This is a genomic window from Leucothrix mucor DSM 2157, assembly GCF_000419525.1.
GTDB classification, from domain to species: domain Bacteria; phylum Pseudomonadota; class Gammaproteobacteria; order Thiotrichales; family Thiotrichaceae; genus Leucothrix; species Leucothrix mucor.
The window spans coordinates 1401202-1418409 of record NZ_ATTE01000001.1 but is presented as its reverse complement, the minus strand read 5'-3'; the positions used below and the strand labels follow the sequence as shown (position 1 = coordinate 1418409).

Below are 17208 nucleotides of genomic sequence, written 5' to 3'. Positions count from 1 at the left end.
GCTAATTTAATCAGCGGCGTATTATACACGGCGCATCAATATAATGCCTCTTTTACGGCTAAAACATACCTCCACCTAATTCCTCTTGGGGATTGTCAGTACTAACGTGCCTCTACCCCGTTTTGATAATAGCCCTGCCATTCCTCATCCGGCACCATACTGCCACCAGTAGCCCAAACAATATGCGTCGCCTTACTCTCTAAAGCCCCATCTGCTTGTAAAACTCTGGCAATACCGGCCAAGCCCGCCGCCGCAGAAGGCTCGACCTTGATTCCCTCTGCATCAAACACTAGCGCTAACAACTTAAATAACTCCTGATCATCAAGCGTGAATACACCATCTAAAAGCGGCTCCATCTCCCGACACACCATGCCAGATGCTCGACTCACTGCTAAGCCATCAGCAGCGGTCAAACCATCCAAACCAATATCCTGCGCGCTAATGTTTTCGTGCTGTCCGGTTCCCATTCCCAGTAATACCGCTGGCGCATGGGTTGGCTCAACAAAGTAGCAATGCACATGATCGCCAAATACCAGCTTCATACCAAAACTAATTCCACCAGGACCACCGCCCACGCCACAAGGCAAATAGATATACAGCGGATGCTCAGCATCAACCGCAATTCCCTGAGCAATCAACTGTTGCTGTAAGCGCCTAGCTGCGACTGAGTAACCAAGGAATAAGTCTTTCGAGGACTCATCATCCACAAAATGACTTTTGGGGTCTTGGGAAGACTCTAAGCGACCTTGCTCAACCGCATGGCTATAGTCCGATTCATATTCAATAACCGTAACGCCTTTAGAGCGCAGTAAATCCTTCTTCCACTGCCTCGCATCGGCGGACATGTGCACGGTAGCTTTCAGCCCTAAACTCGCGCCCATAATGCCAATACTCAGCCCTAAGTTCCCTGTCGAGCCGACCACAATCGAGTAGTCACTAAAGAACGCTCTAAACCCATCTGAATCAAACACCGAATAGTCATCACCTTTCGATACCAATCCATTTTCTATGGCCAGCGTTTCAGCATATTTCAGCACTTCATAAATCCCACCACGCGCCTTTACCGAGCCAGCAATGGGAAGGTTGCAATCAAGTTTTACCATCAAGCGCCCTACTAGTGCTTTCCCGTAGTAGGCTTCTAACTTGGCAAGCGCATTCGGTACTTCTACCAGTTCAGACTCTATAATCCCACCAGACGCTTTAGTCTCAGGAAAAGCACTCATGATGTAAGGCGCAAAGCGCGCTAAACGATTAGCAGCACCCTGCTCTGAAACCTCAGTAAACTCACTTAAATGCTTGGCTTGCTCATATGGCAACAACTTTGGATTTTTCCAAAATACTTCTTTCGCTTGAGCAATATCGGTGATTTCTGGAAACGTAGTTTTGTATTGGTCGAGGAGATCTGAGACTGGGGACACGGCGACATCCTATATTAAATCGTGGAGGATAAAATTTATGATCATTAGGCCTACATACTTTCACAACTTAAAACCATAGTCACTGATACTGAGTTACTATTATTCCCATGAACACACGCAACCTAAACAACTTCTTAGCCCTCGCCAAAAGCCTGCACTTCGGTAAAGCCAGCGAGGTCTGCAATGTCAGCGTTTCAGCGCTCTCGCGAAATATTCGACAGCTTGAAGAAGAGTTGGATGTGCGCCTGTTTAATCGCGATAATCGCAAGGTGACGCTAACCAATGAAGGGAAAACCTTTCTGAAATATGCCAATGAAGCCAGCAATCAATGGCAACTCATCCGCAAGGAGCTCGCCGATAACAGTGGCGAGTTGCAGGGAAAAATTAGTTTATATTGCTCAGTCACCGCCTCTTACAGCATTCTGTTTGACCTGCTAAACCGCTTCCGGCCTGACTATCCGGGGATTGAAATCAAACTTCATACGGGCGTTCCGGAGCTTGCGATTAGTCGAATTGCTGCCGGTCATGAGGATATTTGTATCGCGGCGCACCCTAATTCGCTGCCGCGTGAAGTAACCTTTAAACCACTCTCAATGACCCCACTGGTCTTTATTGCGCCAGTGAATCCACTCGATCCTGATGTCCCGATTAGCGAACCAGACTCCGCCGAAGCGTGGGCCAGTGTGCCCATGGTGTTATCTGAAACCGGAATCGCCCGCAATCGTTTGGATGAGTGGTTTAAAGCAATGGGGATTAACCCTCGCACCTATGCGCAAGTAGAAGGTTATGAGGCAATTGTGAGTATGGTGAGCCTTGGGCTTGGCGTGGGCGTGGTGCCTAAAATTGTCTTGGATAATAGTCCGCTGGCTGAACGCATCCAGATACTCAACGTACAGCCAGCACTGGAGCCTTTCAACATTGGGCTATTCACACTAAAGCGGAATCTGAAGAATCCGCTAGTGAAAGCCTTTTGGGAGCTAATCGAATAAGCTAAGCGGTGGCTTCAGCCAGTTGCTTAGTCGGTGAGTAGTCATTTAACAGCGTCATAAATGAATCCAATGGCACCGGCTTTGACCACAAATAACCTTGCCCGATGGTGCAGTGTAAATCCAGCAGTGGCTTAATCAGCGCAGTATCTTCGACACCTTCAGCCACTGTTTTCATTCCAAAGCTACTCGCAATGTGTGTGATGGCATGCACAATTGTGCGGTCTGAATTTGACTTCAGCAGGTTCATCACAAAGTACTGATCGACCTTCAACTTCTGCACATTCAACCGGCTTAAGTAGCTAAGATTTGAGTAGCCCGTACCAAAGTCATCAATCGCCAAGCTAACGCCCATATCGCGAATATCTTGTAGCTGACGTTGAATATCATCACCATTTTCTAAAATAACCGACTCGGTTAATTCAAGTTCTAGGTACTTAGGGTCTAAACCCACTGCGGCACATTCCTCGCGAATAATCTGCGGTAAATTTCCTTCAGCCAGCATCATCGATGGCACATTCACGCTGACAAATAAGTCTTTAAACCCATCCGCATACCAGCGTGCGCAATCAATACAAGACTGGCGAATTACCCAAAGCGTCATGCCGATAATGCTACCGTTTTTCTCCGCAATCGGAATAAAATCAGCGGGGGAAATCATCTGCCCATCTTGTCTGAACCAACGAATTAAGGCTTCAGCGCCGACCACTTTACCGGTGGCTAAATCGACCTGAGGTTGGTAAAACAGAACAAACTCATCATTCTTTAAGGCTTCATGTAAGCCTGCACCGAGTTCAATATTCTTGACTGCAGTATCATTTAACGACTGGTTGAAATAACAGAAACGGTTTTTGCCCGTCTTCTTAGCGCGATTCATTGCCATATCGGCTTTGCGATATTCCTCTTTAAAGGATGACGTATCGTTCTTAATCTCGATCACGCCCATTGAGCAGGTAATATATTCGGTCTGGTCAAAAATAGTTAATGGCTCAGCCAGCTGCTTCATCATCCCATGCAAACGGGTTTCCAGCTGATCAGCCTGCATAAATAACATGATAATAAATTCATCACCGCCAATTCGGCTAACAACGGCATTATCTTTTTCAAAGGCTTGATCCAAGCGTCTGGCGACGGTGGACAGTGCTTCATCACCACCGTTGTGTCCAAAGCGTGTATTGATGTTTTTAAAGTTATCAATATCCACGAACAGCAATAAATGGCTCATGCCAGGAGTGGCCGGACTCAGTCGGAACAACTCATCAAAATGCGCTTCGCAAGAATGGCGATTCGGTAGGCCTGTCAGCTTGTCGTGGTTGGCAATAAAATCTAATTTTTTCCGGTCTTTTCTAACCCGATCCAAAATCGCGCCGTAGTCATCAACGAACATTTTGATGGTTCGAAAACACACTTCCATAATCAGTAGGCAGTAAATCATCTGATCAAGGCGCATAAAGGTCTCGATCGGGTCTTTTTCACTCAAATCCAGTGGCTTAATACCAAAAACACCGAGTAGGTAAAGCGCAATAATACTGACCATGCATGAGCGTGCGACCACTTCCATGGTATGGATATTGGCAAAAAAGCCGGCGGTCATAATCAACAGAGGATAAATAATTAACGGAGTTTCCCCCATTCCTCCATTGGTAAATGCCTGTGCAATAATACTGACCGTGCAGGTAAAGAGTAGCCAATTGGTTGATGAGCGGACACGGTCTTTTTTTAACTGATAAATACCAACGCACAAGCCTGCAATCGTTGATAGCAGAATGACTTCATCGATCCACTTCATGAAAAAAGCGAAATTAGTGGGCAGCTGAGCAGTGGCATCTAGCGCAACAATCCCCTCAGTCAAAAAAGCGACCGTAAACGCGGCAAGCAAAATCAATAAAACGGGCATTAACCGCTTACGAATCGTCGGCTTAGATTCCGCAAAATAGGCTGCTTTACGCGAAGATTTAGGGTTAACTAGCTTCATGGGGGTAACTTTTAATTAACATTATTTTTATATTCTGGCTCTAGTTATACACTACCTGTCAGGTTTATTGGTTTTTATCCGATATTCAGTGGTGTGTCCGTCTGAAACTTCACAAGTAAGGTATACTGTGCGCCAATTTAACCAAATGGTTCATTATGAAACTTCTAGTCAGAAACCTTGCGCGTACCACTACCGAAAAAGAAATCCACGAACTATTCGCCGCTCACGGAACGGTTGAAAGCTGTGATTTGGTGCTAGATAAAGCAACCGGCCAATCGAAGGGCTTTGCCTTTGTAGAAATGCCCGATGAAACAGAAGCCAAAACAGCGTTGAAAGCGCTGCACGAAAGTAAAGTGGCTAAAAGTAAAATTCGGGTGAAAGAAGCGCAATAAGCCAAGCTCGCCTGCCAAGAAGTCAGCATCCCACTGCTGGCTCCTGACATTGCTTGCGGCTGTTAAGCCTTAGCAACTGTTTCCGGCTTAACCTTACTCTCCGCTGCTGTCAACTTTGGCATACGATGCAAGCGGTCATGAATGGCATGGTGCACAAATGACAGCTTGGTACGCACTGGCTGAGTCAGCACAAAGGGATAAGCATCATTCATTCCCATACTGCGGTTCAATGAGTTCAGAATCACCGAGAAGTCTATCCAGGTATCCAAAATACTGGTGATCGAGGTTTGGCCAGAGAAGAAGTAAGCATCCTGCGGCAAACTTAAGTCCTCAACTTCTTCAGTTTCCTCTGCATTGGCGGACGTCGAGCCAGTAATCGAAAAGTTCTTTGCCGTCTCAAGCGTATCCATAATGTGCATATAATGCGCCCACGTTTCAGCCCAATCTTCATAAGGGTGCATCGTGGCGTATTCGCTGATAAATGACTCGCGCCAGTTTTTGGGTGCACCCTCTTTATAGTGCCGATCCAGCGCATCTTGGTAGCTTAGCTCATCATCACCAAAATACTGTTTGCACAGGGCATGCTTTTCAGGCGAACCTAAAATTAACTTCTCAAAATAATAATGTCCAAGCTCATGGCGGAAATGCCCCAGCAAAGTGCGGTAGCGCTCACCCATGGCCAGCTTGGTATGGGAGCGAGCTACGTCATTCGCTTCAGCCAGATTAATGGTGATATGGCCACTGCTATGACCGGTAAATACCGGCTCCTGATCTTCTAATCGGCTAATGAAGTTATCATTCACATCACGATCGGTGGTAAATGAAAAGCTCAAACCGCCCTTCGCATCCTCATTAAAATTGCGCAGCGGCAGTGATAATGCTTTCAGCGTATAAATAGCGCGTCGCTTAGCGACTTCCATTTTTTTCCACAAGGGAATGTGCTCAACCACAGTGAGATCTGGAATTGTTTTATTAAAGCGGCAGGCGAAACACAGCACTTCATCCTCGTCTTCAACCGGCACAAAGGTATCCAGATTGACCATGCCATTACAGACTTTGTATTCCGCATGGTTGTCACATTTTTGATAATGAACGTCTGGCTTCGAGTCTTTGTAATAGTGCCCACTTTCTTCATCTAAATTATACGGCTCTACTTTATCGAACCAGTCATCAAGCCCCACTGTTCTATCACAAGCCAGGCAATGGCTGCTTTCAAAAAATAAAATCTGCTCATCTGGACAAGTACATTTAAATGTTTTCATAGGTATATATTCGATCCAAAAAAAAAGAGAGTGGATAATTGGCTGAGGGGCATTATATAGGTGTGTCGCGGAAGTGGGCAAAAAATATCAGTTTAAGGCGGCTTTGCAGGTTTTAAACCGGCTGAATCCAATACCATCTGTTGGCCGCTTTGCAGCGTGTCCAAACTCAACTGCGGCATCACGTAGTAAGGCACATCGTACTCTCTGGCGACAATTGCCGAGTGTGATAAGCGGCTGCCACGAGTCACTACAATACCCTTACAGTGGCGAATCAAGCCCACCCAACGGTTATCAAAATACGGTGTGATCAGTATGCAATCAGCCGGAATGCCATTAACCACAGAAGGGTTTTCAATGATATATACCGGCCCTTCTACTGTTTTGCTTGAGGCTAGTGATTGAATATCACCGCTCTCATCCGCAGACAAGAATGCAAAGTCGTATAAGGCATAAGGGGCTTGTTGATGCTGTCCTGATTTTCCTGATTGATAATCACCGGCTTGATACTCACGCCAAGTACAAAATAATTTGTAATTTTCAACGTTTGAACTTTGCTGGGATGGATTGTGCGGCTCTGTTTTATCATTAGCCTGTTGAGTGGCTTGCCTCAGTTCACGCTTAAGCTTATTCAACTCAAATAGAAACAACGCCCGACCCCAGCGATTAAGCTCATTCCAAGAACTAAGTTTATCGGGTTTCTCAATGGCTAACTCAGTCACCCAAGCCAGCTCGTAAGCATGTGGCGAGTCGGATGCAAAGCTCCCCTCTAAACTCTCTCTGCCTGCCCCTGCGCTACAAATATTCGCCGTAATCCAATAACGGAATAACTGCAATAGTGTGTCATAAGAAAATGCCGCTGAATGATCGTATTCACTCATGGCACGCTGGGCTTCCTGCTGAATTTTGGCTTGGTGTATGCCTCGCTGAAAACCACCGAATAACGTCAGCTTATAAAACGATTGCTCGCGGCTAGGGTCAACCAAAACCGTCCCATCGGGTGTATAGCACATAAAATCGACTGCTTTCGCTTTCCATCCCAGCAAATGAAGCATGGGTATCGAGTCGGTATAAAGCTGCTGTAGCAAGCTAAAAGACAGTGGAGATAATCGACCCAAGCTCTCAGAGAGTGCCGTAAATTGCCAAGCTTCACTTAAGTCAGCTGACGTTATCGCCTGATCAATGCCATGCCCAGACCAATCATTTAGCAAATGCGCATCAGCCTTTGAGTACGGTAACACTGGCCCAACAAAATGCGTCTGCGGCCTTACCTGAAGCACCACCACGCAGTGCTTTTGACTGTCATAAGCCCACTCACAATCAACCGGAAAATCATAAATGCCACGCAACTGATTGCATAACAAAGCCAGCTCAGATTTGAGGTGACTTAAGGCATCAAGCAAAGGCAAAGGATCAACATACTGCGCATCAACGCAGAGCACGGCACTATGGCTCGCACCACCCTCAACTACCCGCTTCACTCCTGCATCGGAATATTCAATATAGACGTAGTCAGTGAAAAAACTCCAAGGGCTAAACAACACACCACCAACCGTATGCTCAATATATTCCTGCAAAATCAATTGGGGATGTGATGCTGACTGCAATGAGTCGAGCACTGCCTGATTAGCTTGCTGCGCTTGGATAACTGTCTCTGCAACAAGCTCTCTCGCTACCGCAGCAGAGCTCCAAAAATGCCCGGCCAATGAATGCTCACTGCTATCTTCTGACTCAACCGCACTTCTCACAATAAAACGGCTATCCGCGGAGGCGTTCAAAAACTGCTCAATATCAGCCTGAGAGTGCTCGCCATCAAGCAATAAGCTACGAGGTACAATTAAGCCCGCACGCTCAGCCTGCTTCAACGTGGCATACTTTGCAGGCACACTGTTAGCCTGCACCGACTGCTCGCCCTGTAAACCGACCTGCTCAGTCAAAGAACTGACTCATGTGCTTGCCGCTTTCATCGTAAACCCCCAATACCTTGCCGCCATTATGCTCAATTAACCAAGCCAAATTGGTACTGTGAAAACAGCCGCCATAGGTATTACAGGCCAGCAAAACGGGTTGCTGCTTTGAGGCAGCCATTACCGGCTTCAAATAACTACTCGCAGCCGTTTCATAGGGCAGTTGGGTCACATTAGGAATGCCCTTAATCGCTTGGCTGCCTTCTGCATCCACCTGCACTTTCATCCCCATCGCTTTACGAGCTTCTTGCTTGCTCAACAACCAACGCGACTTGGCCTTGTATTCTGGATTACCCCGAACCGCAAAACCCTGCTTACTCCAAGCTGACAAACCACCTTGTAAAAAAGCCACCTGCTTAATACCCATATTTTGGATTAAACTCGCTCCAAGATAGCCACGCAGCCCCGAATGACACAGCACAATAATCACCGCATCCTCCGGAATATCTTTTGGCAGCAGATTACTAATCAAATCACCATAGCGAGCCACGCCATGCGACTGAATACCAAACCGCGAGCGCTCATATTCCTCACGAATATCCAGCACATAGATATGCTTGTTTTGCGTATTAATTAAGTCATTCAGCGCTTTGGGAGAAAATGACTGCACTGTTCCAAATTTCAGCGTCTCCAGCCCTCGGCTTTGACGGGCAAGGTTTAACTCCTTCTGCATTTCAAGTTCAGTTTTCAGCAACCACTCGCGAATCCAGTCGTTCTCTTCACGTTTGATGAGTGTGCTGATTGGGATTAGCTCGCCGCGAACTAAGGTGTTTGCAGTATTTGCTTTGGCCACCTGAGGCGCGAGCATAAGCCAGACAAGGCCTACAAAGACAATTGCCAGAGCACTATAAAAAGCGGTCCGTTTCCAACCCACGATGTAATGACCAAAAAACTGCCGCATGCTAAATATCGCGCCACCGATAAACACAGAAGCCACGCCTAAAAACTGCAATAAGGATTGCCAGATGGAAATCACCGCATCAGGTGGTGGAATGGCCTGTGCAAAGGTGCTAATGAGTAATGCACTCAGCCCGATTAGTATTGCTTTTTTACGCATGACTTCCTCGAATTCTGTAATTATTATATGTTGACCTTCCCAACGTGAGAATGTTCGATATAGTTATTTGCTGGCAATACTGAAATAACAATCTCACCCTTAAATATGCCCATAATTGGCCGATCACGCAAAAATATAACGCTTAAAATACTCACTTAGTTGAGTTAGATAACCCCAATGGGGTATACCAGTTTAAACATTGGGGACTTGAAATGACGAATACTTACGACATGGTAGGCAATACAATACGGGCAATTGGAACCGATGCATTCTATCAAGCTCTCTATTCCGTACTGGAAGAAGCTTTCGACTTTGATAATTTTTTAGTTATTGGATACCACGGTGAAAGCCGCCCTTTAGTGCTCAATCGAACGAGCCGTTCAAATAAAGTGCATGCTGACCTAGAGAGCCAATATGTTCCTTCTTTATACGTACTCGACCCGTTTTACAGCGCTCATCTAAACAAAGTATCACCCGGAGCCTATCGCTTACGTGATATCGCTCCCGATAAGTTCAACACCACCAGCTACTTCAATGAATACTACAAAAAGACGTCGATAGTAGATGAAATCGCCTTTATCGCTTATGTCAAAAATGGCTGGACGATCAATGTTTGCGTAGGTCGGGATGAGACCTCATCAAGCCTGTTTGGCAAAGGCGCTTTGAAAAAAGCAAACGAACTGGCTCAGTGTATCTGTTCACTGCTAGAGCTTCATTTCGACCTTTTAAGGCTAAATTTCGAGGAAGAATTTCCAAACCTCGACAATATGCTGGTTGTAAAACTCAAGAAGTGCCATGCAGTCTCGATCACGCCTCGACAAGCACAGGTCGCGGTGTTGCTACTGCGCGGACACTCTTCAAAATCCATCGCCAAAGAAATGGGGATCAGCTGGCAAACTGTCCGCGTTTTTCGCAAACAGCTGTATGCACGATGCAATGTTTCCTCTCAAGCTGAGTTGTTCGCATTATTAACGCCACTGATTGCCGCTTAATCCTTAGCCACCACAGAACAAAAACACACTGTCAGCTGTACCACGCGAGGGTTATATACCTCACAAAAAGCCTTATGCTAAAAATATAAGGGCAAGTTATGGGGTACTTTCACTGTGAGTCACCACCGCTAGAAGTGGCTCACACAACTACAGCTGATGAGGATGCAGACAATGACAGATGATACAGTCGATAAAGGAACACTTTCACGATCACTGGGGCTATGGGCCGTTGTTCTATTTGGTCTCGCTTATATGACACCAATGATCGTTTACGGAACATTTGGTATTTTAGCTGAAGCCAGTCAGGGAATGGTCCCAACCTCCTATATTTTGGCATTGTGCGCTGTGCTACTAACCGCCGTCAGCTATGGGAAAATGGCTTATATATTCCCAGTCGCAGGTTCGGCTTATACTTATGCCCGTAAGTGCATTGGTTCCAACACTGGCTTCTTGGTCGGTTGGGCCGTTTTGCTTGATTACTTTTTTCTACCCATGGTGATTTGGCTAATTGGTGCCGCTTACTTAAATGAAGCATTTCCGACTATTCCCACTCAAGTCTGGCTGATTGGCTTCATCGTTATAACCACGGCAATCAACATTATAGGCATACAATTTGCCAGCAAAATTAACTTCATCATGATGCTGATTCAGTCAATTATGGTGGTTATCTTTATTGCGCTTTGCATTCATTACATTGTTGGCGCACAAGGGCCTGGCGGCTTACTCTCTGTCGAACCCTTCTTTAATGCAGACATCCCTTTCTCATTCGCCTTCGCCGGTGCTGCAATCGCGGCCTACTCTTTCTTAGGGTTTGACGCCGTAACCACCTTAACCGAGGAAACCATCGACCCTAAGCGCAATATGCCAAAGGCTATTTTCCTCATCGCACTAATCGGCGGAGCGGTATTTGTTATCGCAGCTTACTTTGCGCAGCTGGTGCATCCGGGTGGAACCTTCACCAATGTCGATGCAGCTGCCTTCCAAATTGCCACAAAAATTGGTGGTGACGTGTTTAGCGGTATCTTCCTTCTCGGCTTAGTCGTTGCACAATTTGCATCCGGCCTTGCTGCTCAAACCAGTGTTGGACGCCTGTTGTTTGCAATGGGTCGTGATGGCGTTTTACCAACCGGCTTATTTGGCTATGTTAGCCCTAAGTTCAATACGCCAGTCTATAACTTGGCACTCGCCGGTTTAGTGGGAATGGTTGCGCTCTACCTTGATGTCGCAACCTCTGCATCATTCATCAACTTTGGCGCTTTCCTCGCATTCACCTTTGTGAACCTATCCGTTGTCAGCTTGTTTCTGAAAAAGAGCCAGTTGATGGCTAGCACCGGACTGTTAACCGGCCTGATCATTCCCGTCATCGGTGCGCTGTTTAATCTGTACCTGCTGACCAGTCTTGATTCAAAAGCAATCGTTCTCGGCTGTATCTGGCTTGGCTTGGGCATCGCTTATTTGGCATGGATTACCAAAGGCTTCTCACAAAAGGCTCCTGAGTTAATTTTCGCAGAAGACTAATCCCACAAAAGACTAACTGGCTGCTTCAACTCTAACGAGGCAGCCAGTGTTTTAACCTAAAAGTAAATGATTGTAGGTGCACAAAATGGATACCAAATATAGCGAACAACTCTGTGATTTACCCGCCGTCATTCAAGCAGAGTTGATTCGTAGCAAAGCAATTTCACCCGTTGAATTAATTGATAGCTGCCTCAGTCGCATCGAAACGGTTCAATCAAAATTTAACCCGTTTACCTTAGTATTGGATGAGGAAGCTCGCCGTCAGGCTCGTATTGCAGAAAAGCAGCTTATGCGAGATAAGGTAACGGGACCACTTCACGGCCTGCCATTGGGAATCAAAGACTTCACGCCCACCAAAGGGCACCGAACAACGCGTGGCTCAGTCACTCATAAAGACTGGATACCCGACCAAAACCCCGTCATTGTAAACAGGCTACTGAATGCCGGCGGGATAATACTAGCCAAGACAACCACGCCCGAGTTTGCCTATTCCAGCTTTACCCAAAGCCGCCTATGGGGAGTGACCCGTAACCCTTGGGATCTAACCAAGACTTCCGGCGGCTCCTCAGGTGGCTCAGCCGTCGCCGTGACAACGGGTTGCGTCTCGATAGCAGAGGGAACCGATATGGGCGGGTCTATTCGGATTCCCGCCGCATTGTGTGGTTGCGTTGGACTCAAACCAAGCCACGGTCGCATTCCGATGGATATCTTAGGCACCGTGTTTGACGACATCTCACACTTTGGCCCGCTTGCCAGAACGGTGGATGACACCACCCTATTTCTACAAGTCACAGAAGGCTCGGACGATGCGGATATCCAGAGTCAACGACACTCTATGCCTCTGGACTCCATCCAAAATATAGAAGGCAAGCTGGCTAATCTAAGAGTCGCGATCAGCCCTGACTTGGGCTTCTATGATGTTCATCCTGATATTCTAGAAAATCTATATCAGGTCGCTAATAGCCTTAGTAATACAGGCGCTAACGTCGAAACTGTCAACTTAGACTGGCCTTCCGAGTTCGCAACCAGCTGGTTCGATTATTGGGGTGTGTACTTGGCGGCAGGCTTCGGGCATTTGCTTGATAAACAAGAGAATGTGATGGACCCGGAACTGGTGCATCTAATGCGCCAAGGGCAAAATGCAAGGGCCGTCGATATAGAGCTAATCTCCCATATCCGTACCCAGCAATGGCGCAAGATGGCCAAATTGTTCGAGCACTATGATGTACTGATCTGCCCGACAATGGCATTGCCTGCGCCGTCTGCCGATGCAAAAGACTCTGACTTTGACAACTTTAATGAGGATGGCAAACTGCAGGGCTTGGACATGACCGCTATTTTTAACAACGTCGCCGCCTGCCCCGTTGTTGCGATTCCTTCAGGCTTTACCCAATCAGGCTTACCCACATCCGTACAGATAGTGGGTAAGCGATTTGATGACCCAACAGCGCTTGCAGTGGCCCGTTGTATTGAAAAATACAGGCCTTGGAAGCAATGGGCATCTGAAGACTGAAATCTAGGATACCGCTTTTAACAGCTCAGAAAAACCACTCAGCTGTTTTTTATCCAGCGGCTTAAATAATGCAGCGGAAGCATGATTGAATGAGACCTGCGCATCCTTATAAATCTGCTTTCCGGTCTCTGAAATCGTCACCAAACTAACTCTGGCATCGCGAGGGTTCTCTTCCTTTTGGACAAGACCAATCTTTTCCATTGGGTTGAGAAGTCGCGTAATGCCAGATGGGCTTAAACCCACCCGCTCCGCAAGATCGCTGCGACGCATCTTTTGAGTGGGGGCAATGAATAGCTGATTTAGAACGAGATATTCTGATAAGCCGATACCGTGCACAGACAATGCGCCGCCGACCTGCTTTTGGATTTTGCTTTGGAGGTTGATGATGTTTATCACCAGCTCGCTTTCTGTGTTTTCTGACATGGTTGACTCTTTTGCTTTATGTTTGAGTACGCAAGTATCATCTTAAATACTTCACTTGTCAAACACATTACAACTACCTACCCACATAAAACCGATAATGCTTACTCGTCCAATAATTTATTCCGTACCTGTAACTGCAGCGAATCAGACAACCTCAGCCCGTTTTCCATAGCCTGATCCAGCAAGCTAACCGCCTCTTCGCGTTCTATAATTTTGCTCCGACAAGCCTGAATTAATAAGCCCGCAAAGCCAGTGACTTTAATACCAAGCTGTTGCGCAACCTGACGCCCTTTTCGCTCATCAATAATCAACGGCAACTGCTTGATCATTGCCAGCTCAATCGCATTGGCCTCACCATCATCCAAAATCACTAATAATGACTGTAGCCGGCTTGTTTTGGGCACGTCCAAGATTTCAAAACAACTCATTGTTTCAAAGGTTTTGAATATACCTGGAGAACCTACGGCAATTTCATCCAACACCACTCGTGGAATTATTACGCGCTTAAACAAACGGCAAAGCAGGTCTAAAACTTCGAGCTTTTCTAGAACAATTAAGCTCGTTGTATCGCTAACAATGATCATTATGAAGCCGGAAACAGATCATCGAGAGTCTGTAAATCTTCAGCCAGATCATAATCAGCAAAAGGGATATTTAGCTCCCCTAAAAATGCCAGCATCTCATGCTTATTTTTACCCAAGGTCTTTGCCAGTTGGCCCAAACTGATATTTCCCTCTTTAAATGCGGTAAGCGCCATCCAGGTTTTAAGGCCATTTTCCATTAGCTTATCGCTAAAAGGTAAAGCAACACCAAGTGGCTCACCTCTTCTCGTGATGAGCGCATAGCTATCGCCCAGTAGCATTTTACTCAGCTTGCCGGGATTCGTTTGAAGCTCTTTTATGCCTATAACATTCATGATTATTTACCTAAGTACTACGTAAAGGGCGTACTTGAATTAAATTAGCACCAAAGCACCCCAAGCTCAACTGTATTCAACAATCATATTAAGGCTGTTTTATCCCTTCCCTCACTTTCTGATATCGTCATTTTAGGAGACCAATAACCATGCGCTATCTATCATTCATATTTCTTCTGGTGATCACTATGACGCTATCAGCAGCCGAGCAAACCGCCAGCCAAGCGCTTGCCGAATTCGCGTGGCAAAAGCGCCAGTTAATCGTATTCACGCCAAACAGGCAAAACGAGGCTTTTAAACACTTTCGGGCATTCAAAACGGAATACGCTGAGGACTTCGCCGAGCGCAAATTACAGGTATGGACAATTGAGGCAGGTAAACCGGTACTACTGGAAGGCAAACAGAAAAGCCGCGTCACCGCAAAAGCATTTTACGATCGCTTTGCAGTGACAGCTGGCGAGTTTCGGGTGATTTTGATCGGCTATGATCAGGGTGAAAAGCTGCGCCAGCGGGCATTTAATATCGACGACTTACTGGGCGAGATTGATCAAATGCCCATGCGTCGACAAGAGATCAGATCTCAGGATTGATGCTTATCAGCACGCGCCTGATGCAGCTTTTTGTAGCTGTCGATCAGGCGTAGATGGCGATCTAAACCCTCCAGTTTCATGCTGGTTGGGGTGAGGCCATGGAAGCGGATTTCACCATTCACTGAGCCAACCACATCAGCCATCGTTGCTTCGCCAAACATGCACTTAAAGTTGCCAATGAAATCATCAAGCTCCAGCTCATCGTCCAGTGTCACTTCAAGCACGGCATTGACCGCCTGATAAAACAAGCCACGCTCAACCGTATTATCATTAAACTGCAAGAAGCCACCCACTAATTCAATAGCTTCCTCAAGCTCACCGACCGCTAAGCAAATCAGGATTTTCAACTCAAGAATCGTTAGCTGACCCCACACCGTATTTTCATCAAATTCAATGCCAATCAGCGTTTTGATGTCGGTGTAATTATCCAGCTCGCTTTCTTCCAAGCGCTCATACAATGCCACAAGCGCATCTTCGCTCAGCGCATGGATATTCAAAATATCTTCGCGGTAGTTCAGCGCTTTATTGGTGTTATCCCAAATCAAATCTTCAACCGGATACACTTCAGAATAATCCGGCACCAGAATGCGGCAAGCGGTCGCGCCAAGATTATCAAACACGGCCATGTAAGATTCTTTGCCCATCGCCTCTAAAATACCAAACAAGCACTGGCTTTCTTCTTCGTTGGTGCCGGAAAAATCCCATTCGCAGAAATCATAATCATGCTTAGCACTAAAGAAGCGCCATGAAATAACACCCGTGGAATCAATAAAATGTTCAACAAAGTTCTCAGGCTCAGAAACCGCTGCGCTATTAAAGGTTGGCTTAGGCACATCATTCAAACCTTCAAAGCTGCGACCTTGCAATAGCTCAGTCAAGCTACGTTCCAGCGCTACTTCAAAGCTAGGATGCCCACCGAAAGAGGCAAACACACCACCAGTTCTCGGATTCATCAGCGTCACGCACATCACCGGGAACTGACCGCCTAAGGACGCATCTTTGACCACGACCGGAAAGCCCTGCTCTTCAAGCGCCTGAATACCGGCTAAAATACTTGGGTACTTATCTAGCACTGTCTGTGGCACGTCTGGCAGTACAATTTCTTGCTCGATAATCTGGCGCTTTACCGCGCGCTCAAAAATCTCCGACAAGCACTGCACCTGCGCTTCGGCCAAATTATTACCCGCACTCATGCCATTACTTAAGAATAAATTCTCAATCAGGTTAGAGGGGAAATACACGGTTTCGCCATCGGATTGGCGCACATACGGAATCGAGCAAATGCCACGCGCCACATTACCGGAATTGGTATCAATCAGGTGTGAACCACGCAGCTCGCCATCTGGATTGTAAATACCGAGGCAGTACGCATCCAAAATGTCTTGTGGCAAGGCATCATTCTCACCCGGCTTAAACCACTGCTCGGTTGGGTAATGCACGAAATCAGCATTGGCAATCTCTTCACCAAAGTACTGATCATTGTAGAAGAAGTTACAGTTCAGGCGCTCAATAAACTCGCCCAAAGCCGAGCATAACGCACTTTCTTTGGTTGCGCCCTTCCCGTTGGTAAAGCACATTGGCGAAGCCGCATCACGGATATGCAATGACCATACATTCGGCACAATATTGCGCCAGGAGGCGATCTCGATTTTCATGCCAAGATCAGCCAGAATGCCGGTCATATTGGCAATGGTTTTCTCAAGCGGCAGGTCTTTACCTAAGATAAAGGTGCTAGCCTCGCTATCGGGTGTGCTCATCAGCATCGCTTGCGCATCTTCATCCAGACTTTTAACGGTCTCGATTTTAAACTCAGGCCCGGTCTGAACGACTTTTTTCACTGTGCAGCGATCAATGGATCTTAGGATGCCTTCACGGTCTTTCTCAGAAATGCCCTCTGGCAGCTCCACCTGAATCTGGAAAATCTGGTTATAACGGTTCTCAGGATCAACGATATTATTCTGCGATAGGCGAATATTTTCTGTAGGAATATCACGCGCTAAGCAGTACACCTTCACAAAGTAGGCAGCACACAAAGCGGATGAGGCTAAGAAGTAGTCAAAAGGACCAGGGGCAGAACCATCACCTTTATAACGAATCGGTTGGTCAGCGATGACAGTAAAATCATCAAACTTAGCTTCAAGTCGGAGATTATCGAGAAAATTAACGTTGATTTGCATTACTTATATCCAGAGTCTTGTGTGC

General features: G+C 46.5%; 15 protein-coding genes. 6 read left to right on the top strand and 9 right to left on the bottom strand.

The features are described 5' to 3' along the window. Positions 1-101 precede the first annotated feature (101 nt). On the bottom strand, positions 102-1418 hold the full coding sequence (locus LEUMU_RS0106310; RefSeq protein ID WP_022951433.1) for a D-serine ammonia-lyase: 1317 nt from the start codon (positions 1416-1418) through the stop codon (positions 102-104). Between the two features lie 107 nt (positions 1419-1525). Between LEUMU_RS0106310 and ilvY the strand changes: the two genes are divergently transcribed. Next, on the top strand, positions 1526-2407 hold the full coding sequence (gene ilvY, locus LEUMU_RS0106305) for an HTH-type transcriptional activator IlvY (protein ID WP_022951432.1): 882 nt from the start codon (positions 1526-1528) through the stop codon (positions 2405-2407). A gap of 1 nt (position 2408) precedes the next feature. Here ilvY and LEUMU_RS0106300 read toward each other — a convergent pair whose 3' ends face one another. Further along, the gene (locus LEUMU_RS0106300; RefSeq protein WP_022951431.1) at positions 2409-4379 is read right to left on the bottom strand and encodes a putative bifunctional diguanylate cyclase/phosphodiesterase; all 1971 of its coding nucleotides are present in this window, start codon (positions 4377-4379) and stop codon (positions 2409-2411) included. A 155-nt stretch (positions 4380-4534) separates the two neighbouring features. Between LEUMU_RS0106300 and LEUMU_RS0106295 the strand changes: the two genes are divergently transcribed. Next, positions 4535-4771: an RNA recognition motif domain-containing protein gene (locus LEUMU_RS0106295; protein WP_022951430.1), complete on the top strand. Its 237-nt coding sequence runs from the start codon at positions 4535-4537 to the stop codon at positions 4769-4771. 62 nt (positions 4772-4833) lie between these two features. Here LEUMU_RS0106295 and LEUMU_RS0106290 read toward each other — a convergent pair whose 3' ends face one another. The 3 genes from LEUMU_RS0106290 to LEUMU_RS24955 form a co-directional block, all read right to left on the bottom strand. Continuing rightward, entirely contained in the window at positions 4834-6033 is a 1200-nt protein-coding gene (locus LEUMU_RS0106290; RefSeq protein ID WP_022951429.1) for a zinc-binding metallopeptidase family protein, read from the bottom strand. A 92-nt stretch (positions 6034-6125) separates the two neighbouring features. Next, positions 6126-7967: a PEP-utilizing enzyme gene (locus LEUMU_RS0106285; RefSeq protein ID WP_022951428.1), complete on the bottom strand. Its 1842-nt coding sequence runs from the start codon at positions 7965-7967 to the stop codon at positions 6126-6128. Next, on the bottom strand, positions 7960-9054 hold the full coding sequence (locus tag LEUMU_RS24955) for a rhodanese-like domain-containing protein (protein WP_022951427.1): 1095 nt from the start codon (positions 9052-9054) through the stop codon (positions 7960-7962). Before LEUMU_RS24955 ends, LEUMU_RS0106285 begins: the two co-directional genes overlap by 8 nt. A 212-nt stretch (positions 9055-9266) precedes the next feature. Between LEUMU_RS24955 and LEUMU_RS0106275 the strand changes: the two genes are divergently transcribed. The 3 genes from LEUMU_RS0106275 to LEUMU_RS24950 all read left to right on the top strand — a co-directional run bounded on the left by LEUMU_RS0106275 (position 9267) and on the right by LEUMU_RS24950 (position 13077). Further along, entirely contained in the window at positions 9267-10046 is a 780-nt protein-coding gene (locus LEUMU_RS0106275; RefSeq protein WP_022951426.1) for a helix-turn-helix transcriptional regulator, read from the top strand. Positions 10047-10217: 171 nt separating this feature from the next. Beyond that, positions 10218-11564, top strand: a complete 1347-nt coding sequence (locus tag LEUMU_RS0106270; RefSeq protein ID WP_022951425.1) for an APC family permease — start codon at positions 10218-10220, stop codon at positions 11562-11564. 85 nt (positions 11565-11649) lie between these two features. After that, a complete protein-coding gene (locus LEUMU_RS24950) occupies positions 11650-13077 on the top strand; it encodes an amidase (protein WP_022951424.1) in 1428 nt (475 codons plus the stop codon). Between the two features lie 3 nt (positions 13078-13080). On the opposite strand, the gene LEUMU_RS0106260 is transcribed toward LEUMU_RS24950, so the two are convergent. From LEUMU_RS0106260 to LEUMU_RS0106250, 3 genes are all read right to left on the bottom strand, one after another. Continuing rightward, positions 13081-13500: a MarR family winged helix-turn-helix transcriptional regulator gene (locus tag LEUMU_RS0106260; RefSeq protein ID WP_022951423.1), complete on the bottom strand. Its 420-nt coding sequence runs from the start codon at positions 13498-13500 to the stop codon at positions 13081-13083. 101 nt (positions 13501-13601) lie between these two features. After that, the gene (locus LEUMU_RS0106255) at positions 13602-14084 is read right to left on the bottom strand and encodes a PIN domain-containing protein (protein ID WP_022951422.1); all 483 of its coding nucleotides are present in this window, start codon (positions 14082-14084) and stop codon (positions 13602-13604) included. Next, the gene (locus LEUMU_RS0106250) at positions 14084-14416 is read right to left on the bottom strand and encodes a UPF0175 family protein (protein ID WP_022951421.1); all 333 of its coding nucleotides are present in this window, start codon (positions 14414-14416) and stop codon (positions 14084-14086) included. Before LEUMU_RS0106250 ends, LEUMU_RS0106255 begins: the two co-directional genes overlap by 1 nt. A gap of 188 nt (positions 14417-14604) precedes the next feature. On the opposite strand from LEUMU_RS0106250, the gene LEUMU_RS0106245 reads away from it, so the two are divergent. After that, positions 14605-15006 carry a DUF4174 domain-containing protein gene (locus LEUMU_RS0106245; RefSeq protein ID WP_169446387.1) on the top strand — a complete coding sequence of 134 codons (402 nt, stop codon included), beginning with the start codon at positions 14605-14607 and terminating at the stop codon, positions 15004-15006. Here the strand turns inward: LEUMU_RS0106245 and LEUMU_RS0106240 are convergent. After that, on the bottom strand, positions 14997-17183 hold the full coding sequence (locus LEUMU_RS0106240; RefSeq protein ID WP_022951419.1) for an OsmC domain/YcaO domain-containing protein: 2187 nt from the start codon (positions 17181-17183) through the stop codon (positions 14997-14999). The genes LEUMU_RS0106245 and LEUMU_RS0106240 overlap by 10 nt on opposite strands. Between the last annotated feature and the right edge of the window lie 25 nt (positions 17184-17208).